We start from the raw sequence: 23,580 nt of genomic DNA, 5'->3' as shown, positions 1-23,580 counted from the left end.
CTCCATGCATAAAGAGAGCTTATCCATGAAGCTGTCGAAACAGTTCCCGCTGAATGCGCTGCGCGTCTTCGAGGCCGTTGCCCGGCATGGCAGTTTCACCAAGGCCGGCGAGGAGCTCGGCATGACCCAGACGGCCGTCAGCTACCAGGTGAAGCTGCTGGAAGAGAATGTCGGCGAGCCGCTGTTCCTGCGCCGCCCGCGGCAGATCAGCCTGACGGAGACAGCCGAAAGGCTGGCGCCGCAGGTCACCGAGGCCTTCGAGATGCTGCAGCTCGCGGTGGCTGAAGCGCGCGGCGAAACCGAAGTGACGCTGCAGATCACCTGTCTCGCCACCTTCGCCTCGCAATGGCTGGCGCGCCGCGTCGGCCTCTTCCAGCTCGACCATCCGAATGTCGCGGTGCGCATCAACACCTCCGATACGCTTGTCGATCTCGGCCGCGAGGCCTTCGACATCGGCATCCGCTCGGGCACCGGCGAATGGCCGGGCCTGCGCGCCGAGAAGCTGATGGATGTCTATTTCACGCCAATGCTGAGCCCGGCCCTCGCCGAAACCATCGGCGGCGTCCACGAACCGGCTGATCTCCTGAAGCTCAGGATCTTCGACACCACCGACCCCTGGTGGCACCAGTGGCTGGAAGCGGCGGGCGTTCCGACGTCGAACCTGAAGACACGGGCGACGAGCTTCTACGGTGCCCAGGCCTATGAAGCCTCAGCCGCCGTCGCCGGTCAGGGCGTCGCCATCCTGACGCCGGATTTCTACCCGGACGAGCTTGCCAGCGGCAAGCTGATCCGTCCCTTCGAGCTGCAATGCACGGATGGCCGCGGCTATTGGCTGGCCTACCCGGAAAACCGCCGCAACGTCCCCAAGATCAAGGCCTTCAGAAACTGGATCATGACCGAGATGCACGGCAGCAAGCTGCCGGCTCAATAGCCCATTTCAGGCGCATAGAAGCAGCGCGGCGTATCCTCGTTCGGAAACAGGCAGAGGTGATAATCGCCATCGCCGGAATGCATCGCCTTGGTCAGCGGCAGCAGGAAGACGTGGTAGCGTGTGACGAGCCGGTGGTCGCCCGGCACCAGCGTCACCCGGTAACCGTTCGGCGTCACCGTGACGCTCTTTGACGGGATCATCTGGCAATCGCCGGTCTGGCTGTCGCCATTGCAACAGAATGGATCATAAGACCATCCGGAAGGCGCATCATGCGCCAGAGCACCGGAGGCAAAGGCAATCATTACGCACGCCAATATGCTTCGCATGGGCACATCTCCATCGATGCATGCCCCGCCGCAACGCGCATCTCACCGCATCACGGCAGCCCTCGAATTAAGGTGTAACGAAGCCGTCACATTTCAAGACGGCGTGCGGACACCATCAGGGCATCGAGCCTTTCCAGGCTGATGACATCGGCGGATCCCTGAAAGATCATCAGCGGCTTGCCGAAGATCTCAACGCCGTCGCTGTGAACGATCAGCCCCTCGCCGTCGCGGCAGGCGACGATCCGGTTGGTGATCGTCTCGCTGTAGCGCAGCAGCTTGGGAAGAAAGCTTTCGTCCTCGTTCAGATGCGGAAAATACTCGAAGGGCACGAGATCGAGCGCCTCGCCATCAGTGATGTCGGAAGGCTGCTGTCCGAGGAAGAAAGCATCGACGGCAATCGTCGGCGTCATCAGGATCGCCCCGGCGCTGGTGCCGATCAGGATGCCGTCGTCGAGCGCCCACGACCGTAGACGTTCGAAGACGTTGGCATTGTGCAGCCGCTGCAGAAAGTGGCCGGTATGGCCGCCGGAGAGGTGGATGGCGTTGCAGGAGAACAGACGTTCGAGATCTTCAGGCACCACCGCGTCGAGATCGATGAAGGGATCGAGCGTCAGGCCGTGCTCGGCATAGTAGGCGGCCTTCTCCCTGAAGAAGCTGCGGTCGGGATCGGGACCGGACGAGATATAGCCGATGTGCTCGCCGCGCTGGCGCACGATCTCGGCCAGCCGCCGGTCCATCGGCGCATTCTCGGCAATCACCTGATCGCTGTAGAGCGCAAGGATCATCGTTCTTCTCCCTCTCCTGGTGCCCGAACTATCGGCCATTCGCCGCCCGATGGGAAGCGAACTTCCCCCTTCCCTCATGCACCAACATTCTGCAATGTGACGAGTCGAGAAGACAGGGGAACCGAATGTACGAATATGCCATAGCGTGGGAATGGCTGGCCTTTGCGGCGCGCTGGTTCCACGTCGTCACCGCGATTGCCTGGATCGGCTCGTCCTTCTATTTCATCGCGCTCGATCTCGGCCTCGTGAAGCGGCCGCATCTGCCCGTCGGCGCCTATGGCGAGGAATGGCAGGTCCATGGCGGCGGCTTCTATCACATCCAGAAATATCTGGTCGCGCCCGCCCAGATGCCGGAGCACCTGACCTGGTTCAAATACGAGAGCTATTTCACCTGGCTCTCCGGCTTCCTGATGCTCTGCATCGTCTATTATGGGGGCGCCGATCTATTCCTCATTGACCGCCACGTGCTCGATATCGGCCCCTCGACGGCGATCCTAATTTCGCTGGCCTCGCTCGCCGGCGGCTGGCTGGTCTATGACCTGCTCTGCAAGTCGCCGCTCGGCAGGAACACCTGGGGCCTGATGGTCGTGCTCTATGCCGTGCTGGTCTTCATGGCCTGGGGCTATACGCAGGTCTTCACCGGCCGCGCCGCCTTCCTGCATCTCGGCGCCTTCACGGCGACGATCATGTCGGCCAATGTCTTCATGATCATCATTCCCAACCAGAAGATTGTCGTCGCCGACCTGATCGCCGGGCGCACGCCCGATCCGAAATACGGGCAGATCGCCAAGCAGCGCTCGTTGCACAACAACTACCTGACGCTGCCCGTCATCTTCTTCATGCTGTCGAACCACTATCCACTCGCCTTCGGCACCGCCTTCAACTGGGTGATCGCCGCCCTCGTCTTCCTGATGGGCGTCACCATCCGCCACTGGTTCAACACCACGCATGCCCGCAAGGGCCGTCCGACCTGGACCTGGATCGCCACCGTCATCCTCTTCATCCTGATCATGTGGCTGTCGACCGTGCCGAAGGTGCTGACCGGCGAGAAGGATGCCGATGCGGCGGCCGTCGCCCCTGCCTTCCAGCAATTTGCCGGCGACGCGCATTTCCCCGCCGTCAAGCAGCTGGTCGGCACGCGCTGTTCGATGTGCCATGCGGCAGAGCCCGTCTATGAGGACCTGGCGCGCCCGCCGAAGAACGTCATCCTCGAAAACGACGCGGAAATTGCCGCCCACGCCCGCGAAATCTATATACAGGCAGGACGCAGCCATGCGATGCCCCCGGGCAACGTGACCGACATCACGCTCGATGAGCGCAAGCTGCTCGTCGCCTGGTATGAAAGCGCAGTCGAAGGCAAACAGCAATGACAGTGAAACTTCTGCGCGGGCGCCTGCTCTCGTTCAAGCGCGCCCCGCAAAGCCTGACGGATACCGACAGCTATCTCTACAAGACCGACGGCGCCCTGCTGCTCGACGGCGGCAAGATCGCGGCCAGCGGCAGCTATGCCGACGTGAAGGCAAGCGCGCCGGAAGGCACGGAAGAGATCGACCATCGTCCGCATCTGATCATGCCCGGTTTCATCGACACCCATCTGCATTTCCCGCAGATGCAGGTGATCGCCTCCTATGCCGCCAACCTGCTGGAATGGCTGAACACCTACACCTTCCCGGAAGAGTGCCGCTTCGTCGAGAGCGCCCATGCGCAGAAGATCGCCACGCATTTCTACGACGAGCTGATCCGCCATGGCACGACGACCGCCGTCGCCTATTGCTCGGTGCACAAGACCTCCGCCGACGCCTATTTCGCCGAAGCCATGAAGCGCGGCATGTGCATGGTCGGCGGCAAGGTGATGATGGACCGCAACGCCCCGCAGGGGCTGCTCGATACGCCCGAGATGGGCTATGATGAGACCCGCGCCGTCATCGCCGAATGGCACGGCAAGGGCCGCAACCACGTCGCCATTACCCCGCGCTTCGCCATCACCTCGACGCCCGCCCAGATGGAAGCGGCCGCAACGCTCGCCCGCGAATTCCCGGACCTGCATATCCAGACGCATCTCTCCGAAAACCACGACGAGATCCGCTATACCTGCGAGCTCTATCCTGAAGCGGTCGACTACACCGATATCTACGCCCGCTACGGGCTGCTGGGAAAGAAGACGCTGTTCGGCCACTGCATCCATCTCTCCGACCGCGAGGCGGATGCGATGAGCGAGGCGGGATCGATCGCCGTCCACTGCCCGACATCGAACCTCTTCCTCGGCTCCGGCCTCTTCCCGCTGAAGGCGCTGTCGCGCCGCGAGAAGCCGGTGCGCATCGGCGTCGCCACCGATATCGGCGGCGGCTCCAGTTATTCGATGCTGCGCACGATGGACGAGGCCTACAAAATCCAGCAACTTCTCGGCGAGCGCTTGAACCCGCTGGACAGCTATTACCATATGACATTGGGCAATGCCGAAGCCCTGTCGCTGGCCGACAGCATCGGCACGCTGGAAACCGGCACCGACGCCGACATCGTCGTCCTCAACGCCGCGGCAACGCCGGCCATGGCGCTGAAGATGGATGTGGTCAAAACCTTGGCGGAAGAGCTCTTCCTGCTGCAGACGATGGGCGACGACAGATCGATCGTGGAGACATATGTCGCGGGCAACGCGATGAAGGCGGCGCTCTGACATAGCGCCTGCGAAATCGGGGGGAGCATGAGCGAAACGCAGCGCAAGTTGACGACCATCTTCTCTGCCGATGTGCAGGATTATACGCGGCTAATGGGCCTGGACGAGGAAGGCACGCTGGCAACGCTGAAGCGCTACCGCGAGGCCATGTCCGGCCTGATCACCGCCCATGGCGGCCGCGTCGTCAACACCTGGGGCGACGGCCTGATCGCCGAATTCCCAAGCGTCGTCGAGGCGGTGCGCGCCGCCGTCGACGTCCAGACCGAACTCGCAGCCTTCAACGACGCCAAACCGGCAAGCGCGCAGATGCTGTTCCGCATCGGTATCAATCTCGGCGACGTCATCGCCGATGGCTCCGATATCTACGGCGACGGCGTCAACATCGCCGCCCGCCTGCAATCCTCGGCACCCGCAGGCGGCATCGTCATCTCCAACACCGTCTACGACCAGGTTCGCAACAAGATCCCCGTCGGCTTCGACTTTCTCGGACCGCTGACCGTGAAAAATGTCTCGGAGGCGATCCCGAGCTACGCGATCCGCATCGGCGAAAACCGGACGCCGGACGCTCCCCTTGCCGCAGCCGCCCTCTCCCCGCCCCGCACGGAGGAGCGGCCCACCGCCTCGCTCTCGCGTGTCCGCAAGCTGCTCGGCATCTTCGCTATCGCCGCCGCCATGTTCGCCGTCATCAACGCGCTGACCTGGGAGGGCAATCTCTGGGCCGTCTGGCCGATCCTCGTCCTCGCCTTCGTCTCCGCCATGCTGATCGCCCGCCTGCAAAGCCGCGTCGACCCGCAGCTCGCCGGCCTCGCCATCATCGGCCTCGGCCTCATCGCCATCAACCTGCTCTCCTGGCACGGCACCTTCTGGGCCATCTGGCCGCTGATGGCCTTCTCCGTCATCGGCGCGATCCGCTGGGTGATGAGAAGTTGAGCGGGAGAATTGCTTTAAGCACATGATTTTGCTGGCGATGGGCCGCGAGTGTGATACGTCTTCGGAAGACTTCCGGAGGATGCCGATCTCATGTCCAAGCCGCTCACCATCGCCGACCTGAAGACGCTCGCCCGCCGCCGCGTCCCGAAGATGTTCTTCGATTATGCGGACTCCGGTGCCTGGACGGAAAGCACCTACCGGGCCAACGAAAGCGACTTCGCGAAGATCAAGCTCCGCCAGCGCGTCCTCGTCGACATGACCAACCGCTCGCTGGAAAGCGAGATGATCGGCCAGAAGGTGTCGATGCCCGTGGCGCTGGCGCCGACGGGTATGACCGGCATGCAGCATGCCGATGGCGAGATGCTGGCAGCGCGCGCGGCAGAAGAATTCGGCGTTCCCTTTACGCTCTCGACCATGAGCATCTGCTCGATCGAGGATGTCGCCTCGGTGACGACGAAGCCCTTCTGGTTCCAGCTCTATGTGATGAAGGACAAGGACTTCGTCCTCGACCTGATCAACCGCGCCAAGGCGGCGAAATGCTCGGCCCTGGTGCTGACCGCCGACCTGCAGATCCTCGGCCAGCGCCACAAGGACCTGCGCAACGGCCTCTCCGCCCCGCCGAAATTCACGCCCAAGCATATCTGGCAGATGGCGACGCGCCCGCTCTGGTGCCTGGACATGCTGCAGACCAAGCGCCGCACCTTCGGCAACATCATCGGCCACGCCAGGAACGTCAACGATCTCTCGTCGATCTCGATCTGGACGCACGAGCAGTTCGATCCGCGGCTCTCCTGGTCCGACGTCGCCTGGATCAAGGAAAAGTGGGGCGGCCCGCTGATCATCAAAGGCATCAACGATGTCGAGGATGCAAAACTCGCCGCCGAGACCGGCGCCGACGCCATCATCATCTCCAACCATGGCGGCCGCCAGCTCGACGGCACCCCTTCCTCGATCAGCATGCTCCCCGCCATCGCCGACGCCGTCGGCCACAGGATCGAAATCCACCTCGACGGCGGCATCCGCTCCGGCCAGGACGTACTGAAAGCCGTGGCCCTCGGCGCCAAAGGCACCTATATCGGCCGCCCCTTCCTTTACGGCCTCGGCGCCATGGGTAAGGAAGGCGTGACGCTGGCGCTGGAAATCCTCCGCAAGGAAATGGACATGACCATGGCGCTCTGCGGCAAGCGGGATATCCGGGATGTTGATGGCTCGATCATCGCCGGCCGCGAATAGCGCGTCTGCAGTCGCGGCAATCGATGTTCCAATCTGGATCAGAAACGCGCCCGCAACCGTGCATTGTTAATTCTTCAAGATTCTTTTTTAGTCGACCCTTGAAAGCACCAAAGCGGTGCTTTACGTTAAATGCATGGTATTCGCGACGAGAACATCACCGCAATCCATGCTGCGCTACAGGTTAGCGCCGGGACCTGATGCGCGCGCCGCGATCGACGAGACCATCGCAGCCTATGAGCAGATGGCCGGCATTCTCAGCGATCTGCTCGCCGGAAAACCCGGCGCCAATCTCGTCGTGCTGCATGATCTCGCCTACGAGACGGTCCGCGAGCAAACCGGACTACCTGCACGTCTGGTCACGCTTGGCTTGCGTGACTTCGCATCAGGCCAGCTTGAGCATGGCGTTTCGCGACTACCTCTGGATGAAAAACTGTTTGCTATCAAAGGCCCTACCGATCTGACGCTTGCGACCGTCAGGGGCCGGGTTGCCGTGCCCTTCGATGTCGCCGGTTACTCGCCGGGATGGGACAACATCTTTCCAGCCTATCTGGCCGTCACAGGCGGCCGGTATGAAATTCACATCGGCGTCACGCCGAATTCCCCACGGATGGAGGAAAACATGAATGAAGGTGTTCTTTCACGTATGGGCCGTCTGATTGCCGGCATCGCCAATGCCGCCATCGACAAGGCCGAAGGTTCTAACAAGCTGGCGATCATCGAGCAGGCGATCCGCGAAATCGACACTGCGGCCGACGAGGCGCGGACCGATCTCGGCAAGGCACGCGCCGAGGAATATCGCATCACCAGCCGCCGCACCGAGATTACCGACGACATGGCCGCACTCGACGGCAAGATCCGCCTCGCCGTCTCCTCGGGACGCGACGATCTCGCCAAGGCCGGCGTATCCCGGCAGATCGATCTCGAAGCCCAGATCGCAGCGCTCGACAAGGCGCTGACAGACGCCAAGGAACATGTCGACGAGGGCCAGAAGGCGCTCCAGGCAGTCCTTGCCACCCGCCGGGAAGCCGAAACCCGTCTCTCCGACTACAAGCGCAGCGTGGCGCAGCATGCACCGGCAGAAGCAGCGTCCGGCTCCGCCCGTCCGCAACCCGGCGTCAGCGCCGCGAAGGCAGCCGCGGCTGTGTCCCGGGTAACCGGTGTGCCCGCTGGCGAAGTCGCCAGCAGCGCCGAACTCGACGAACTGGACCGCCTCCACCGCGAACAGGCTATAGAGGCAAGACTGGCGCGTTTCAAGGCAGGCGGCCAATAAGCCCATGAGCTTGCTCTTTGCCCCCGAGTGCACGCCCTTCGCCATCGCCGCCGCCATGCTGGCGGGCCTGACGGTCATCGAAATTCTCGCTATGCTGCTCGGCTTCTCGATCAGCGAGATGATCGGCAAGCCGCATGTCCCAAACACGGATGGCCATGAAGGCGTCGCTGGCCTGCTGTCGTGGCTCAATGTCGGCGGCGTGCCGATCCTGATCCTGATCCTCATGGCCCTCGGCTTCTTCGCCATGACGGGCTTCGTGATCCAGGCAATCGCCAACGCCTTCTGGGCACCGCTTCCGGCGCTGGTGGCGTCCGTCCCGGCGATCCTGCTGGCCGCCCCGATGGTGCGCGCTTCCAGCCGCGCCGTGGCGCGCATCGTGCCGCGCGACGAAACCTATGCCGTCGATCTCTCGGAATTCGTCGGCCGCACGGCCGAGGTCGCCATCGGGCCGCTGGACCAGGGCTTGCCGGGCCGTGTCCGGCTGAAGGACGCGCATGGCAACTGGCATTCGCTGCGCGCTCGAGCCGCCAAGGACCAGCCGCCGCTCGCCGTCGGCGCCAGGGTTCTGCTCGTCGATCGCGCCGCCGACATATTCATCGCAGTTTTCGCGCCGGACGAGCTTCTCGATACGGCCAGTTCATCCTTGGGAGAGAATTCATGATTTATGACGTCATACTTCCTGCCGCGATAGGCATTGTCCTTGTTCTCGGCATCGGCTTCGTACTCGCCTCGCTCTACACTCGCTCCAGCCGCGACGAAGCCTATGTGCGAACCGGCCTTGGCGGGCAGAAAGTGGTGCTCGATGGCGGCTCGGTCGTCCTGCCGATCTTCCACTCGATCGCCCGCGTCAACCTGAAGACCCTGCGCCTAGAAGTGCGCCGCGGCGAAGGTGACGCGCTGATCACCAAGGACCGCATGCGCGTCGATATCGGCGCCGAATTCTACGTCCGCGTCAAGCCGGATGGCTCCTCGATCGCGCTCGCCGCGCAGACACTTGGCAACCGCACCAACGACGCGGAGCAGCTGCGCATCCTCATCGAAGCGAAGTTCGTCGACGGCCTACGCTCGGTCGCTGCAACCATGAACCTCGATGCGCTGCAGGAGCAGCGCATGGATTTCGTTAAGGCGGTTCAGGAAGCCGTCGGCGCCGACCTGCAGTCGAACGGTCTCGAGCTGGAGTCGGTTTCGCTGACCCGCCTCGACCAGACGGATATCAAGCATTTCAACGCCAACAACTTCTTCGACGCCCAGGGCCTTGCAGCGCTGACGCGTATCACCGAAAGCCGCAAGAAGGAACGCAACGAGATCGTCCGCGACACCGAAGTCGCGATCGCCCAGAAGGACCTCGAGGCGCGCCAGCAGTCGCTCGCCATCGAGCGCACCAAGCGTGAGGCGGAACTCAGCCAGGAACGCGACATCGCCAACAAGTCGGCGGCGACGCGCGCCGAAACCGCGCAACAGGAACAGGCAGCCAAGCGCGCCGAAGAAGAGGCCCGCATCGCCTCGCAGCAGGCGATCGCCGAGCGCGAAGCTTCCGCAAAGCAGGCCCGCGAAAGTGCCAATATCGACGCGACGCGCGCCGTCCAGCAGCGCGAGACCGAAGCGAAGCGCGACCTCCAGATCGTCGCCCAGGAGAGCGCCATCGCCGTTGCCAACAAAAGCCGTGAGGAATCCGAAGCCAAGGCAGCCGCAGAAGCGGCCCGCGCGCTGGCGATCGCCGCCGAGGAAAAGGTCGGCACGGCCAAGGCCGTCGAGATCGCCGAACGCGAAAAACAGATCGCCGTCATCGACGCCCGCAAGAAGGCCGAAACGGAAGCGACTGCCGTGACCGTCGGCGCCGAGGCTGAAAAGCAGGCCGCCATCGATCAGGCCGAAGCGATCAAGACGCTCGCCACCGCCGAAGCCGATGCCGCCGTCATCAAGGCCAAGGGCATTCTCGAAACCGGCAAGGCGGAAGCCGAGAGCGAAGCGCTCCTCAACGACGCCCGCAACAAGCTGAGCGCCGCCATTATCGAATTCGAGATCACCCGCGAACGCATCCGCACCATCCCGTCTGCACTCGCCGAAGCCGTCAAGCCGATCGAGAAGATTTCGGATATCCGCATCTTCGACACTGGCGGAATGCTCGGCCGTGGCGGCAATGGAGCAGCGGCGGGTTCCGGCATCGGAATGGGCGAAGGCCTTGCCGGACAGCTCCTCTCCTACCAGGCCAACAAGCCGATCCTCGACAGGCTGATGAAGGAAGCAGGATTCGAAGGCGACAACGCCATCTCCTCGCTGCTCGGCAATCTCGACGGCGCCAAGCCGGATGCCGTGCCAGCAACACCTGCCCCGGCCTCCCAACCGAAGACGACGCCAGATACCGGCGCCTGATCGCCTACAGCCGCCCCTTCGCCAATCCGGCCGCCCATTCCGGGCGGCCATTTGCTTTTGCGAGCTCCGACATCGCCATATGGTCATAGGCGACGGTGCGGAAATGGGCGGTCCAGCGATCGGCGCTCTTTTCAAGAATGGCGTAGCTTGCCATCGGATGGCCGTTCTCGACCTTGTGGAAATAGGGCTGATCGTCGTCATAGGCCGGGCAGCCGACGCTGCCGGGTTGACGAGCAGGCGGCCGCCGGAGAGCGCGATGATCCGCGGCAAATGCGTGTGGCCGCAGAGGGTCAGCGGCTGCGTGATGCCTTCGGCGAGCGCTTCGATCTCGGCCTGTGCCTTCAGGGAAACGCTGCCATCGGCGGCGACGGTTTCGGTCCAGTAAAGATTGTCGTTTCCCGGCGTCGCGTGGCAGAGATAGGCCTCGCCGCGATAGACAAGCTCTGGTGGCAGCGTCCGCAGCCAGTCGAGATGGCGTGGACTGAGATCGTGATAGGCCGCCTCGTCCGACGTCTGCATATGCTCGGGTGAAAATTCGGTCAGGTAGCGATCGTGGTTGCCGCGCACAGTCGGCAGGTTCAGTCCGAGCAGCCGGTCGGCGGTCTTGCCGCCTCCAGCGGCCCGCTGAAGCAGTCGCCGAGATTGACGATGTCGGTGATTCCCTGTGCGGCGATATCGGCAAGCACCGCCTCCAGCGCCAGCGCATTGCCGTGGATATCGGCGATCGCAGCAAACCGCATCTTAGCTGCCCCGGTACGTGGAATAGCCATAGGGCGAGATCAGCAGCGGCACGTGGTAATGCGCCGTCGTATCGGCAATGCCGAAACGGATCGGCACGAGATCGAGAAAGGCCGGGTGGGGCAGCGCCGTGCCTGCGGCGCGCAGGTAATCGCCGGCATGGAAGAGCAGCTCGTAGCTGCCCACCTTGAAGGCATCGCCGATCAGGATCGGCCCGCCATCGACGCGGCCGTCCGAATTGGTCTCGACGGTCTTCAGATGTTTGCGAATGTCGCCCTCGACCGAATAGAGATCGATCCGCAGCCCCTTGGCAGGCATGCCGAGAGCGGTGTCGAGGACATGGGTGGTCAGTCCGGTCATAGGGCTGGCTCTCTGATGATGAAGGGGGTGTCGAAGAAGAATTCTTCCAGATTGTTTTCGATCCCGTCGCGATCGACGACGAGGAAGGTGCACGGCTCGCCAAGCGACATCAGCGGATGATGCCAGACATTGCGGCGGTAATTGACGCCCTGGTCGCCCCGCGCCAGGAACACCCGCGGCCGCCCGGGTTTGCCGCCCTCATCCTCGGAAACGACGACGAGAAACGGCCGGCCGGAGACCGGCGAGAAACTCTGGCTGCCGAAGGGATGTCGCTCCATCATCCCGACCTCGTAGGGAAAGGCACGCGGCTGGCCGCGGAAGAGATTGATGATCACGCGGGCGCCCTCGCCGGCAGCTTCCGCGGAGGCGAGTGCGTGGAACCGCTCCGTCGTGCCGCCATTGATGTAGCGCATCGTTTCCGGATGGGTTTCGATCACATCGCCGAAGGGCGCGAAGGCGGCTTTGGTGAGGGGGTGGATATCGAGGAATTCAGGCATCTGTCATTCGCCTTGGATCCGCCAGTGGCGAATGTTTTCAAGTTGGGTCACGAGGTCGGGCAAGGCCGTTCTTGCGGTCTGCCAGATCACTGGCAGTTCCGCCTTGTAGTAGTCATGGACGATCAGGTTGCGCATGCCCTTGATCCGCGTCCACGGAATTTCCGGATGGCTTTGCGGAAATCCGGGCTCGATCGCCGATATCCGTGCTGCCGCCTCGCCGACAAGCACCAGCGACATCGTCACGGCAAGCTGTGTTCTGATGTCACCGAGGAACTGCGCCTCGCTCATCCCTGCGGTTAGATCGAATGCCGTCTGCGCGGCAGCCTGCATGCGATCGATATGCTCGAGAAGCCGCTCATTGCTCATATGGCGGACGCTTCCGAGAGAACGCGCGCCTTGATCTTGTCAGGCAGCCCGCCGGGGGTCACCAAATCCACCTTGACCCCGAGCATATCCTGCAACTCCTCCAGCAGCCCGCCGAGATCGAACAGCGTCGTTCCCGGCAGCGCATCGACGAGAATATCGAGATCGCTGTCGGCCCGGTCTTCGCCACGGGCCACCGAGCCGAAGACGCGCGGGTTGGCCGCGTTGAAACGCTTCGTCGCGTCGCGGATCGCCTGCCTGTTCTTCTCCAGCACTTCCGATGGCTTCATGGCAACATCTCCTGCGTGGCAGACTATAGGCGAGCCGGAAGAATGAGGAAAGAATTCCCCGCCATTCAGCGCTCCGGAAGCATGGACGACAGGCGCAGAAGCGCGATCTTCTCGACCTGCCCGGCCGCCGTTGAAAACTCGTCCTCGCGGCTGTTATCGATGCGCTTCTCGAAAGCTGCGAGAATATCGTCTTTGTTCAGGCCCTTGACCGCGATGATGAAGGGAAAGCCGAATTTCTCCGTGTAGCGGTCGTTGAGCTCAGTGAAGCGCTTGTGCTCTTCGGCGCTCAGCCGGTCGAGCCCGGCGCCCGCCTGCTCTTGTCTGCTGTCTTCCGTGAGTTCGCCTGATATCGCCAGACGTCCCGCCAGATCGGGGTGAGCGCGCAGCACGCCGAGGCGTTCGTCTTCGCTCGCCGCACGAAAGACCGCCACCATCGGCGTATGAACACGGTCGGCCGTCAGCTCGCCATGGATGAAGCCGTCGTCATAGGCGCGCTCGGCGATGAACGGCGAATGCTCGAAGACGCCGCCGAAGCGGGTGACAAATTCCTCCCGCCCGCTCATCAGATCGTCTCCGGCTTGTGATGCTCATGCCAGTGCCTGGCGATCTCGATACGCTGCGGCACCCAGACCTTCTCGTGACCCAGCACATATTCCATGAAGCGCTTCAAAGCCGCAGCGCGGCCGGGGCGGCCGACGAGGCGGCAATGCAGGCCGATGGACATCATCTTCGGGCTGCCTTCCCTGCCTTCCTCATAGAGCGTGTCGAAGGCGTCCTTCAGATAGGCGAAGAACTGGTCGCCGGAATTGAAGCCCTGCGGTGTGGCAAAACGCATGTCGTTGGTTTCGAGCGTATAGGGAATGATCAGGAACGGCTTGCCGTCCACCCCCTTCACCCAATAGGGCAGATCATCGGCGTAAGAGTCCGACGAATAAAGGAAACCGCCCTCTTCCTGCACCAGCCGCAGCGTGTTGTCGGATGGCTTGCCCTGGTACATGCCATAGGGGCGCTCGCCGGTCAGTTCGGTATGCAGGCGCACGGCTTCGAGAATGTGCTTGCGCTCCAGATCCTCGGGGAAATCCTTGTATTCCAGCCAGCGATAGCCGTGGCTGGCGATTTCCCAGCCGGCCTCCTTCATCGCCGCAACGGCTTCGGGATTGCGCGCCATGGCGAGCGTCACGCCATAGACGGTCGCCTGCATCTTGAGATCGGTAAACATCCGCCACAGCCGCCAGAAGCCGGCGCGCGAGCCATATTCGTAGATCGATTCCATGTTGAGATTGCGCTGGCCGGGCCAGGGCTGGGCACCGACGATCTCCGAAAGCAGGTTCTCCGAGGCCGGGTCGCCATCGAGGATCGAGCTCTCGCCGCCCTCTTCGTAGTTGATGACGAACTGCACGGCGACATGGGCGCCGCCGGGCCATTTCGGATCGGGTGTGCTGCGGCCGTAGCCGACGAGATCGCGCGGATATGTATCGAATGCCATCAAATCACCTTCTCGAAGACAGGCGAAACGGTAGCACCCGGAGAGCGAAAGTCGAGCCGGAAATGTGCAAGAGACTTTCACGGAAATCGCGAAAGTCTCTCACGAAATCGCTCAGCTGAGCCCGATCGCCCTGAGGATCGCCACGCAGACGACGCCCGATGCCACCGCCGTCAGCATCGGCAGCCGAAGCGCGGCAAGCGCCGTCACCGCGCAGGCGATGGTCTCGGCAATGCCGGTCGCAAAGGCAGTCGGCGCCACGACCGCCATCAGAACCGCCGGCGGAATGGATTCGATCGCCTTGCGCCTGCTGCCTTCGAGCGAGACATGGCGAATGAGGATGAGACCGCTGACCCGCGTCAGGATGGTCGCCGCCGCCATCGCCAGGATCGCGAGCAGTGTGGAAAGATCGAGCGTCATGGCGTTACCTCGATGCGGCGCTTGCCGCTGAAGAGAGCGGTGACCAAACCGGCGAGAGCACCCGCAGCGATATACCAGACACCGGGAATGAAATGCTGGGTGAGCACGGCCGCCGCACCGCTGGCGAGCAGCACCGCACCGGTCTCGGGACCCTTCCAGAAGCCCATGACCAGCACGATGAAGACGGCGGGAAAGGCAAAGTCGAGGCCGAGCGTGACGGGATCGCCGAGGAAGGCGCCAAGCGTGGCGCCCGCCAGCCCCGAGATCACCCATGCTAGATAGAAGGGCGTCGCGAGCCCGGCAAACCACGCTGGCGTCAGCCGCGCCACACCGGCCCGGAACTCCGCCATCGCCCAGATCTCGTCGGCAAGGAACAGCACGGAGAGATAGCGCGCGCGCGGCGGAAAGGCCTGCATCTTGGTGCCAATAGAGGCACCCATCAGCACGTGGCGGATATTGACCAGCAGCGCCGCAAAACCCAGCCCCGCCCAGGAGGCCGAATGCGTCCAGATATCCATCGCCACGAATTGCGAGCCGCCGGCAAAGACCAGCGCGCTCATCAGCCCGGTCTCGACGGGCGAAAGCCCCTTGGTGGCGGCCACCGCGCCGAAGACCAGCCCGATCGGGATGACGGCGGCGATCAGCGGCGCGATCGCCCGCATGCCGCCGGAAAATTCCGCCCAGAATTCATTCTTGTTCACGTTCGAAAACTCCGCTTGCTGCGGAGGTCATAGAGCCGCGCCGGAGCGGCGTCTTGAACGAAAGTGATTATCGCGCCCGGTACTGGCCGGGCGTTATCCCGGTGCGCGCCTTGAAGTGGCGGGTGAAATGCGCCTGGTCGGCAAAGCCGCATTCGAGCGCGATCTCGGCCGGCTGCTCGCCCGCCTGCAGCTTGCGCCGCGCGATCCGCACGCGGATATCGGTCAGGAAGGCATGCGGCGTGATGTGGAATTCCTTGCGGAAGGCGCGGATCAGATGCGCCCGGCTGAGCCCGGCAACGCCTGCGAGCTCCTCGAGGCCGATATCGGTCGCGTAGTTCTCCATCAGATAGTCGCGGGCCTGGCGCACTGCCGACCGCTCCTTGGTATCGACGGGCACGATGATCGAGCTGCCATGCTGGCGGAACATCGCGTCGAGCACCTGGAACATCGCCTGGCTGCTCTCCAGCGCCCCGCTGCCGATTTCGAGAATCTCATGCGCCTGCTGAAAGGCGGCGGCGAGCTTCGGATCGTGCAGGATCTGCTTGCCGAAGGCCGGCGTACCCTGAAAGCTCTTGCCGGTCACATCTTCGAGGACTTCCCGGAACAGCGCCATGTCAGGATAGATCATCCGGTAGCGGTATCCGCCCTCGGTCGGCGCCCCGTCATGCGTCTCGCCGGGATTGATCAGATAGAGGTCGCCGGGGCCGGATGCCTCGCGCGTGCCGCGGATCGTGGCGATCTGGCTGCCGCTCTCGATGGCGCCGATACTGAACGTATCATGCGCATGCGGCGCGAATTCGTGGGTCAGGAAGGTCGCGCTCAGGCATTCCATGCCGCCGAAACGGCGGTCGCGCCAGAAGCGCGTCGTCTCCGCGCCGGCAAGCGGCATGGCATCGGTTGCCTGTTCCTGCGAGATATTCTGCATCGCGCGGATATAGCATCAATCCGCGCCCGCTTCTTGAACAAAAGTGATCAGGCGATCTTGCGGGCGCTGACCTTGCCCATCGGGTGCAGCGAATGCACGCGGAACGGCCCGCCCATCCCCTCTTCCATCATCAGCGCGATGTTGGAGATCTGGATCGGATCGTTCAGCACCGGATCGAAGATCGATCGCAGCGCCTGCTCGATGCGGGGCATGTCGACGCAATTGACCGGGCCCGTGACCGGCATGTGGAAACGGAACTCGTCCATCACGTAAGGGTTGCCCCAGCGGTGCAGATTGGCGAATTGCGCCGCCGAGAGACCATCGGGATCGCTGCGCTCGATATCTGCTTCCGACAGAGGCGCGCGAAAGCGATCGAAATGCTGGACGATGGAAGATGCCAGATAGCGCACGTTCTCGCAGGGCAGCGTCGGCACCAGGCTGTAATAATTGCCGAGCCGGGCCACCTCGATGCGAGGAACGCTGAAAGGCTGGATCGTGCCGGAGAACCGCATCAGCTCCCGCAGGAGTTGCGCTTCCGAAACATCCGCGGAAAGGTGGAACGGTGCCTTCAGCACGCCATGAAAGCCATAGCGGCGCGGCACGGCCGTATGGAAGGCGATCTCGTGAATGCCGAGACCGCGAACGGCCGGCGGCTCCAGCATCTCGCCCGAAAAGACGTTACGGCCAAGCCAATTGGCCGCCACATGGCTGAGCGGATCGCTCGGCGAAGGCGTGAAGCAAATGGCATAACGCATGCGATTTCCTCCATCTGAGAGTGCAGTGCACGGCCGAATCCGGCACCGTCGATGCGCTAGCAGATAGGTGATTTGCATGACAGAATAACGAAATAAGCTCTGGACTAATTCACGTTTAGCGTGAAGCGGCCGTGATATGGCTGGAAAGCGCGAAACTATCCGGCAGGTCAAACCCTGCGGGCTGACCGGCTATTTCGCGAGTGACCCATTCTGCCAGCCGGTGGGCGAGCCCGAAACTCACCTTGAAACCGCCCGTCAGCGCATGGAGCCGGGGATGATCGGGATGGCGCCCCACCATCGGATCGCGATCGATCGCCTTCGGCCGCAGCCCCGCCCAACGCTCGACGACAGGCGCATCCGCCAGCACCGGCGCCATTTCGCGCGCCGCCGCAATCAACGGCTCCAGCTGGTCATCGGTGCCATGGGGATCGGCAAAACTGTTCTCGCTGGTGCTGCCGATCGCGACATGCCCGCCTTCATGCGCCACGATATAGAGCCCGTCGCGGAAGATCACTGGAAAAGCCGGGTCGATATCGGCCTTCAGCAGCGCCGCCTGCCCCTTCACCGGCTGCCCGAGCGGTTGCGGCAGACCCGGATTGAAGCGCTGCAGGATCGGGAAGGATGCATGCCCGGCCGCAATGATGCAGTGACCGACGCTCATTCGGGTGCCGTCGATCTCGGCAGTACCTGCCTCCGCGTCCAACGAGCCAAGCGCCGCCATCTCGGCAATCCGCACATGCCGCGCCCGATCGAGAAATGCTCTGAGCGCCGAGACCAGCGATCGCGGCGCAACGCGGGCCGCCAGCGTGTCATGCACGAAGCCGCTGCCGCCCGCAGCCGGATCGATCCAGCCGCTGACGGCGGGTTGGTCGGAAACATGCCAGTGAAACGCCCGGCCCTGCTGGTTCCAGTTGACCTCGGCATCGGCCGAATGCCGTAGCGCGATCGTCTTCAGATGCGGCTTCGGCAGCGGGATGATCCGGCCGGAGCGCCGGTAGCCTGCGGAAAGGCCGGTGGCGGCTTCCAGTGCCGCGATCTCGGTTTCGAGGCTGAGCAGTGCGTCGAACTGGAACTGCTTCTTGGCATTCCACTTGTCCGGCATATGCGGCATCAGGGCGCCGAGCAGGCCGCCGCTGGCGCCCCCGCCGATCCGCCCGGCATCGATCAGCAGCGTGTCGATACCCAGCCGCTCGGCATATACCGCCGCCCACAGGCCCATGATGCCGCCGCCGGCGATCAAGAGATCGGCGGATTGACCGGAGAGAAGAGCCGGACTATCGGCTTGTGGCATGACAGATATCGATCCCGATCAGATTGGCAGCAACAGCCAGCCGCTCGAATGGCGAGACGGCGATATGCCCTATTCGCAGGCCTTTGGCGATCACTTTTATTGCCAGACCGACGGCCGGCTCGAATGCGGCCACGTCTTCCTTTCCGGCAACGGCCTGCCGGAGCGTTGGGCGGAAAAGGACAATTTCCAGATCGGCGAGCTCGGCTTCGGCACCGGCCTGAACTTCGCCGAGACCTGGCGCCAGTGGAAGCTGCACCGCAGGAATGGCCAGCACCTGCACTTCATGTCCTTCGAGCTCTACCCGATGCAGCGTGACGAGATTTTCCGCGCCCTGTCGCATTGGTCCGAGATCGATGCAGAACGTGATGGCCTTTCTGCGGCCTGGCCGGATAACCCGCAAGGCATCGTCAGCCTCGATCTCGATCCGCAGACCCGTCTCAGCGTCGTCTGCGGCGCGGCACTCGATGGCGTCAGGGCCGCCGAACCGCGCTTCGACGCTTGGTACCTCGATGGCTTCGCCCCGTCGCGCAACGGCGACATGTGGTCGGAAGAGCTGATGCGTCTCGTCTGCGAGAAAACCGTTCCCGGCGGCAGCTTCGCAACCTATGCCGCCGCCGGCTTCGTCCGGCGCAATCTTGTGGCAGCCGGCTTTGCCGTCGAGCGGCGCAAGGGCTTTGCCGGAAAGCGCGAAATGCTCTGCGGCCCGAAGGCCCTATAAGCCGGAGCGGCCCGGCAGCGGCTCGCTCTTGCCGAGCCACAGCTGGATCTTCTCTTCCAGCAGCTCGGGGCTGATCGGCTTCGACATATAGTCGTCCATGCCGGCATCGAGGCAGAGCTCGCGGTCGCTTTCCAGCGCATGCGCGGTGACGCCGATGATCGGCACGCGGTGCCCCTGCCCGCGTTCGCGCGAGCGGATCGCCCGTGTCGCATCGTGACCGTTCATCACGGGCATCGACACATCCATCATGATGATGCGCGGCGAATACGCTTCCCAGGCATTGACCGCTTCCTGGCCGTTGTTGACGACGAGGAAGCTCAGGCCCGTGCCCTGCAGGATCTGGGTGAAGACGATCTGGTTGACCTCGTTATCCTCGGCCACCAGCACGTCGATGAAATCGGCCTTGCGGCGCGGCGTCTCGATTTCGGGCTCGGCCTCTTCCGGCTCCGGCGCCTTGGCGGCGAGCTCGGCCTGCAGCCGCGCAAGCTCGGCTTCGGACGCCTGCTTGACGCGCTTGGCCCTGACGACCTCAACGATCGTGCCGCGCAGCAGGTTGGCGCGCGCCGGCTTCATCAGATGCGCCTGGCCGTTTAGCGCCGCGAATTCCTTTTCCGAACCCGATATGTCCATCGACGTCAGGAAGATAATCGGGAGGTTTTCGAAACGCCGGTCGGCGCGCAACTTGCGCGCCACTTCGGCGCCGTTCATCTGCGGCATGTGATAGTCGAGCACCAGCGCATCGACCTCGACGCCCACCTGATGTGCCGCTTCCAGAATGGCGATCCCCGTCGCGCCGCTTTCCGCCGCCACGCCGTCGAAACCCCAGAGCGTCAGCTGTTCGCTGAGAATGCTGCGGTTCACCTCGTTGTCGTCGATGACGAGGATGCGCGCGCCGCGCACATTGACCGGCAGCGGCTTCGGATCGAGCTTGGCCGCCGCCACCGCGAACGGCAGGTTGACGGTGAAGACGGTTCCGCGCCCCGGTTCACTCTCGGCATGGATATAGCCGCCGAAGAGATCGACGAGACCGGCGGTGATCGCCAGCCCCAGGCCCGTTCCTTCGTGACGCCGGGTCGATGAGGAATCGACCTGCGAGAACTTGTCGAACACCGATTGCAGCTTGTCGGTCGGGATGCCGATACCGGTATCCTCGATCCTGAGCTCGACCATGATCTCGCCGCCCGATCCCTGACGGAATCCGATATCGACGAAGACATGGCCCTTCTCGGTGAACTTGACGGCGTTGCCGACGAGATTGGTGACGATCTGCCGGAAACGCCCGGCATCGCCGATCACGGCCGCAGGCAGGTTCGGATCGGCGCGAACGAGCAGTTCCAGATCCTTCTCGGCCGCCGGCGAAGAGAGCAGCGTCGCCACATCCTCGACCGCCTCGACCATATCGAAGGCCGCCCTGCGCAGCTTCATCTGCCCTGCATCGATCTTCGAGAAATCGAGGATGTCGTTGATGATCGTCAGCAGCGCATTGCCGGATTTGACGATGATGTCGATGAAGGTCTTCTGGCGCGCATCGAGATCGGTCTTCGCCATCAGCTCGGCCATGCCGAGAACGCCGTTCATCGGCGTGCGGATCTCGTGGCTCATATTGGCGAGGAATTCGGACTTGGCGCGATCGGCAGCCTCGGCGCGCGACAGCAGCCGCTCCAGCTCGCCCTCGCGCTGCTTCATCTCGGTGACGTCAGTGAAGAGAGCGATCCAGTGGCCGCGCTCGCTGATCGTCGCGTCCATATTGACCCAGCGCTCGCCGGAAATATGGAAGACGGTGGTGATCGGCTGGCGCGTGGCGATGCTGCTGCGCCAGTAATGCAGCGTATCGGCCGCGGCACCGTTGAAGTCGCCGCGCTCGGCGCAGAAATTGAAGAGATCGATCCAGCCGCGCCCGGCGGCCAGATATTCCGGCGGGATCTGCAACACGCCGGAAAGCGCATCGTTGGAAAGCTGGATGATGCCGTCCTGGACGATCGCCAGCCCCTGCGGCATCGCCCGCGTTGCATCGCGCATCAATTCGCCAAGCGTCTCGATCGCCGCCTTGGCGTCGTGGACTTCCTGCTCGCGCTGGCGAATGGCGCTGATATCGGAATAGGTCAGCAGGATACGGTCGTCGGAAATGCGGCGGCTGTCGAAAATGATCGACTTGCCGCCCGACCAGTTGAGCTCCACCGGCTCCGGATCGTCGGCGGTCGAGAAGTGATGGCGCCGCGATTCCAGGATCTCTTCCGGCGTCTGAGTGTAGCCGTAGCGCCCGAGCGCGTGATTGCGGCGGATCACGTCCATGAACGGCCGCCCGTCGAAGCGGTCCTCGATCGGCAGATCGCTGATCAGGTAGAACTCGTCGTTGACGTAGAGGATATCGAGCTTGTTATCGAGGATCAGCACGCCGACCGGCAGCGAGCGCAGGATGCTCTCGATATCCCGGTGCAGCACTTCGGCATGCTGCTGCGATTGGATGAGCTCCGCCTCGCGCTCTTTCAGCGGCGAAATATCGGAGAAGGACCCGACGACATAGAGCTTGCCGTCGGGCGTCTGCACGCGGTTGACGCGCGACAGGATCGGATAGGACTTGCCGTCGGTGCTCGGCAGCTTGCCCTCGACCTCGGTCAGCGAGCCGTTTTTCAGCGCCAGGCAGTTTTCTTCGTAGATGGCGCCGCCGCCGTCTTCGCCGAACATTTCGTGCTCGGTCAGCCCCAGCACCTTGGCGCGGTCGTGACCGGTGAAGGTCTCGTAATATTGGTTGGCATAGACGAGGCGGTGCTGCTCGTCGCGGGCGAAGGCCGCAACCGGTAGATCTTCCATGATCGTGCGCAGCAGATCGAGCTCGGCAACGCTCTTGTGCCAGCCGGCCTCCGCAACATGCCTGGAGCCGCCGTGGTAGGCCGCATTGACGGCGAGCGGCCGCCCGTCATCGGCGAAGATGCCGACGGGATGGTCGAGCTTTTCGATCGCCGAACGCACCCGCTCGAAATCGGCTAGCAGCGCCTGATCGGGACCGGAGGCGACAGGACGGCGCGGCTGCGCCCGCTTCTCGAAAACGCCGAGCACATAGGCCCGCTCTTCCGATGGCATGAAGCTTTCGATCTGCACCCGCTCGTGACTTGTCGCCGCCCGGTCGAAGCAGATTGCACTTTCCTCGGTGCCGAAAACCAGCGCCCGGCGCTCCTTGTCCTCGCGCTCGTCCTCTTCCGGCCGGTCGAGAACCTCGCGGCTGCGGCGGCCGATGAAATCGGAAATATCGAGACCGAAAAAATGCGCATAGGCGGCGTTCACAGCGACATAGCGAAGCTCGCTGTTCTTCACATAGGCTGGCGTATCCAGATCCGCGATCCGGCTGCATGCCAGTTCCAGAAGGTTGCCTGCCGATGTCAAAAAGCGTCCACTCCCGCTGTGAATGAAATATTCACATCTGCAACCATAATGCCAAGTCGCTTAACAAGCTTTTAACCATAAAATCTTAGAGCGCGAGCGGCAGGCGCCAAAAGCGGCGTTAAAGTTGAATCAGAACGGCAGCGGCGGGTCTCATCCCCTTGCGTTCATTTGCGCTTTCGCCCTCGCAAGAACGCGGCAAAACCCCGGCAATCATGACGAAAATTTAATTCCGCGAGCGCTTGTGCGACCATCAACGCGCCGCGATCGGGGCGGATTCTGGCCATGGCTTCAAGACAAGCCTTGTCCATGAAAGGAATTCGACATGTCCGTTCTTCATAAGACCATGGCGGCGGGCCTGATTGCGCTGACCTTTGCCGGCGCCACCTTCGCCACAACCGGAACAGCCAATGCCCGCGGCGGCGACGCCTTCTGGGGCGGTGTTGCCGGAGGCGTCGTTGGCGGCGTGGTCGGCGGCGCAATTGCCTCGCGCCCCTATTATCCCGGCCCCTATGCCTACTACCCGCCGCCGCGGGCCTACCCGGCCTATCCGGCTTATTACGCGCCCCGCTATTGCCACACGGAATGGCGCTATGACCGCTGGGGCCAGCCCTTCCGCGCCGAAGTCTGCAGACGCTGAGTGACTTGCGGCGCCGCTTCCTCCCGGCGGCGCCGTCTTTTCCCTAGAACCAGAGATCGCGCACGCAGCGCCCCGTCGACGGCAGATCGGTGAAGGTCACCAGCCCGTCGAAATGGTCGATCGCCAGATCTTCCACGGCCTCTGGCGGCGCAAGCCTGACATTGACCGCCATCCGCCGCCGCCCATCCGATTCCAGCACCAGACCGCGCCAGGCGAGAACGCAGGCGCAGGCAGGGCAGAACAATATCTCCAGCGGCGACTTGTCTCTTCCCGAGCGCGTATAGGACGCCGTCGGCCCGCTGACCGCCACCCGCTCGCCTTCATAATCATAGGCCCAGAGCGTGCCGTACCGGCGGCAGAGCGTGCAGTTGCAGGCGGTGATCGATCCCGGATCGCCTTCCAGCGTCCAGTGCGCCTTGCCGCAATGACATGAGCCGATCATCATGACGTGATCTCCTCCTTCGCAGTCGATGCGCCATCCTGCCGGAATGAACCGGCA

The 23,580-nt window shown here is 63.2% G+C and carries 25 protein-coding genes and 1 pseudogene; 10 read left to right on the top strand and 16 right to left on the bottom strand.

Annotation, left to right across the window (positions count from 1 at the left end; translation table 11 throughout):
• The first annotated feature begins 25 nt into the window (after positions 1-25).
• Complete coding sequence (locus F2982_RS15525; protein WP_203428371.1) at positions 26-931, top strand: LysR substrate-binding domain-containing protein; 906 nt, start codon at positions 26-28, stop codon at positions 929-931.
• On the opposite strand, the gene F2982_RS15520 is transcribed toward F2982_RS15525, so the two are convergent.
• Both F2982_RS15520 and F2982_RS15515 read right to left on the bottom strand, forming a co-directional pair.
• Positions 925-1,257, bottom strand: a complete 333-nt coding sequence (locus tag F2982_RS15520) for a hypothetical protein (RefSeq protein WP_112719453.1) — start codon at positions 1,255-1,257, stop codon at positions 925-927. The genes F2982_RS15525 and F2982_RS15520 overlap by 7 nt on opposite strands.
• Before the next feature lie 86 nt (positions 1,258-1,343).
• A complete protein-coding gene (locus F2982_RS15515; RefSeq protein WP_203428370.1) occupies positions 1,344-2,042 on the bottom strand; it encodes a Type 1 glutamine amidotransferase-like domain-containing protein in 699 nt (232 codons plus the stop codon).
• A gap of 125 nt (positions 2,043-2,167) precedes the next feature.
• On the opposite strand from F2982_RS15515, the gene puuD reads away from it, so the two are divergent.
• The 7 genes from puuD (at position 2,168) to F2982_RS15480 (ending at position 10,522) form a co-directional block, all read left to right on the top strand.
• Complete coding sequence (gene puuD / locus F2982_RS15510) at positions 2,168-3,412, top strand: urate hydroxylase PuuD (RefSeq protein ID WP_203428369.1); 1,245 nt, start codon at positions 2,168-2,170, stop codon at positions 3,410-3,412.
• On the top strand, positions 3,409-4,716 hold the full coding sequence (guaD, locus tag F2982_RS15505; RefSeq protein ID WP_203428368.1) for a guanine deaminase: 1,308 nt from the start codon (positions 3,409-3,411) through the stop codon (positions 4,714-4,716). The genes puuD and guaD overlap by 4 nt, the downstream gene beginning before the upstream one ends.
• Positions 4,717-4,743: 27 nt before the next feature.
• Positions 4,744-5,646 (top strand): adenylate/guanylate cyclase domain-containing protein, encoded by a 903-nt coding sequence (locus F2982_RS15500; RefSeq protein ID WP_203428367.1) that lies wholly within the window; start codon positions 4,744-4,746, stop codon positions 5,644-5,646.
• Positions 5,647-5,736: 90 nt separating this feature from the next.
• On the top strand, positions 5,737-6,879 hold the full coding sequence (locus F2982_RS15495; protein ID WP_203428366.1) for an alpha-hydroxy acid oxidase: 1,143 nt from the start codon (positions 5,737-5,739) through the stop codon (positions 6,877-6,879).
• 133 nt (positions 6,880-7,012) lie between these two features.
• A complete protein-coding gene (locus tag F2982_RS15490) occupies positions 7,013-8,149 on the top strand; it encodes a PspA/IM30 family protein (RefSeq protein ID WP_203428365.1) in 1,137 nt (378 codons plus the stop codon).
• Positions 8,150-8,153: 4 nt separating this feature from the next.
• The gene (locus F2982_RS15485; protein ID WP_203428364.1) at positions 8,154-8,810 is read left to right on the top strand and encodes an OB-fold-containig protein; all 657 of its coding nucleotides are present in this window, start codon (positions 8,154-8,156) and stop codon (positions 8,808-8,810) included.
• Entirely contained in the window at positions 8,807-10,522 is a 1,716-nt protein-coding gene (locus F2982_RS15480; RefSeq protein ID WP_130277731.1) for a flotillin domain-containing protein, read from the top strand. The genes F2982_RS15485 and F2982_RS15480 overlap by 4 nt, the downstream gene beginning before the upstream one ends.
• A gap of 4 nt (positions 10,523-10,526) precedes the next feature.
• Here F2982_RS15480 and F2982_RS15475 read toward each other — a convergent pair.
• From F2982_RS15475 to F2982_RS15420, 12 genes and pseudogenes are all read right to left on the bottom strand, one after another.
• A pseudogene (locus F2982_RS15475) lies at positions 10,527-11,262 on the bottom strand (metallophosphoesterase family protein).
• Position 11,263: 1 nt separating this feature from the next.
• A complete protein-coding gene (uraH, locus tag F2982_RS15470; protein WP_203428363.1) occupies positions 11,264-11,620 on the bottom strand; it encodes a hydroxyisourate hydrolase in 357 nt (118 codons plus the stop codon).
• Positions 11,617-12,117 (bottom strand): ureidoglycolate lyase, encoded by a 501-nt coding sequence (locus tag F2982_RS15465; protein ID WP_203428362.1) that lies wholly within the window; start codon positions 12,115-12,117, stop codon positions 11,617-11,619. The genes uraH and F2982_RS15465 overlap by 4 nt, the downstream gene beginning before the upstream one ends.
• A gap of 3 nt (positions 12,118-12,120) precedes the next feature.
• On the bottom strand, positions 12,121-12,483 hold the full coding sequence (locus F2982_RS15460; RefSeq protein WP_203428361.1) for a HepT-like ribonuclease domain-containing protein: 363 nt from the start codon (positions 12,481-12,483) through the stop codon (positions 12,121-12,123).
• Positions 12,480-12,770, bottom strand: a complete 291-nt coding sequence (locus F2982_RS15455) for a nucleotidyltransferase family protein (protein WP_112719466.1) — start codon at positions 12,768-12,770, stop codon at positions 12,480-12,482. The genes F2982_RS15460 and F2982_RS15455 overlap by 4 nt, the downstream gene beginning before the upstream one ends.
• 65 nt (positions 12,771-12,835) lie before the next feature.
• Complete coding sequence (uraD, locus tag F2982_RS15450) at positions 12,836-13,333, bottom strand: 2-oxo-4-hydroxy-4-carboxy-5-ureidoimidazoline decarboxylase (protein ID WP_112719467.1); 498 nt, start codon at positions 13,331-13,333, stop codon at positions 12,836-12,838.
• Positions 13,333-14,256: an allantoinase PuuE gene (puuE, locus tag F2982_RS15445; protein WP_203428360.1), complete on the bottom strand. Its 924-nt coding sequence runs from the start codon at positions 14,254-14,256 to the stop codon at positions 13,333-13,335. The genes uraD and puuE overlap by 1 nt, the downstream gene beginning before the upstream one ends.
• Positions 14,257-14,367: 111 nt before the next feature.
• Positions 14,368-14,673: an AzlD domain-containing protein gene (locus tag F2982_RS15440; RefSeq protein ID WP_203428359.1), complete on the bottom strand. Its 306-nt coding sequence runs from the start codon at positions 14,671-14,673 to the stop codon at positions 14,368-14,370.
• A complete protein-coding gene (locus tag F2982_RS15435) occupies positions 14,670-15,335 on the bottom strand; it encodes an AzlC family ABC transporter permease (RefSeq protein ID WP_203430086.1) in 666 nt (221 codons plus the stop codon). Before F2982_RS15435 ends, F2982_RS15440 begins: the two co-directional genes overlap by 4 nt.
• A gap of 106 nt (positions 15,336-15,441) precedes the next feature.
• Positions 15,442-16,299, bottom strand: coding sequence for an AraC family transcriptional regulator (locus tag F2982_RS15430; RefSeq protein WP_203428358.1), 858 nt, complete (start codon positions 16,297-16,299; stop codon positions 15,442-15,444).
• A 47-nt stretch (positions 16,300-16,346) separates the two neighbouring features.
• Positions 16,347-17,054: a DUF1045 domain-containing protein gene (locus F2982_RS15425; RefSeq protein ID WP_203428357.1), complete on the bottom strand. Its 708-nt coding sequence runs from the start codon at positions 17,052-17,054 to the stop codon at positions 16,347-16,349.
• 115 nt (positions 17,055-17,169) lie between these two features.
• On the bottom strand, positions 17,170-18,345 hold the full coding sequence (locus F2982_RS15420) for an FAD-binding oxidoreductase (protein ID WP_203428356.1): 1,176 nt from the start codon (positions 18,343-18,345) through the stop codon (positions 17,170-17,172).
• Here F2982_RS15420 and mnmD point away from each other — a divergent pair.
• Positions 18,344-19,063 carry a tRNA (5-methylaminomethyl-2-thiouridine)(34)-methyltransferase MnmD gene (gene mnmD / locus F2982_RS15415; protein ID WP_203428355.1) on the top strand — a complete coding sequence of 240 codons (720 nt, stop codon included), beginning with the start codon at positions 18,344-18,346 and terminating at the stop codon, positions 19,061-19,063. The genes F2982_RS15420 and mnmD overlap by 2 nt on opposite strands.
• On the opposite strand, the gene F2982_RS15410 is transcribed toward mnmD, so the two are convergent.
• Positions 19,058-22,444: a response regulator gene (locus F2982_RS15410; RefSeq protein WP_203428354.1), complete on the bottom strand. Its 3,387-nt coding sequence runs from the start codon at positions 22,442-22,444 to the stop codon at positions 19,058-19,060. The genes mnmD and F2982_RS15410 overlap by 6 nt on opposite strands.
• Before the next feature lie 322 nt (positions 22,445-22,766).
• On the opposite strand from F2982_RS15410, the gene F2982_RS15405 reads away from it, so the two are divergent.
• Complete coding sequence (locus F2982_RS15405) at positions 22,767-23,081, top strand: hypothetical protein (RefSeq protein ID WP_112719476.1); 315 nt, start codon at positions 22,767-22,769, stop codon at positions 23,079-23,081.
• A gap of 43 nt (positions 23,082-23,124) precedes the next feature.
• Here the strand turns inward: F2982_RS15405 and F2982_RS15400 are convergent, their stop codons facing one another.
• On the bottom strand, positions 23,125-23,526 hold the full coding sequence (locus F2982_RS15400) for a GFA family protein (protein ID WP_203428353.1): 402 nt from the start codon (positions 23,524-23,526) through the stop codon (positions 23,125-23,127).
• Positions 23,527-23,580 lie beyond the last annotated feature (54 nt).

The organism is Rhizobium sp. BG4, from assembly GCF_016864575.1.
Taxonomy (GTDB): Bacteria; Pseudomonadota; Alphaproteobacteria; order Rhizobiales; family Rhizobiaceae; genus Rhizobium.
Note: the sequence above shows the minus strand (reverse complement) of the source record. Positions and strands in the feature narration are given on the sequence as shown.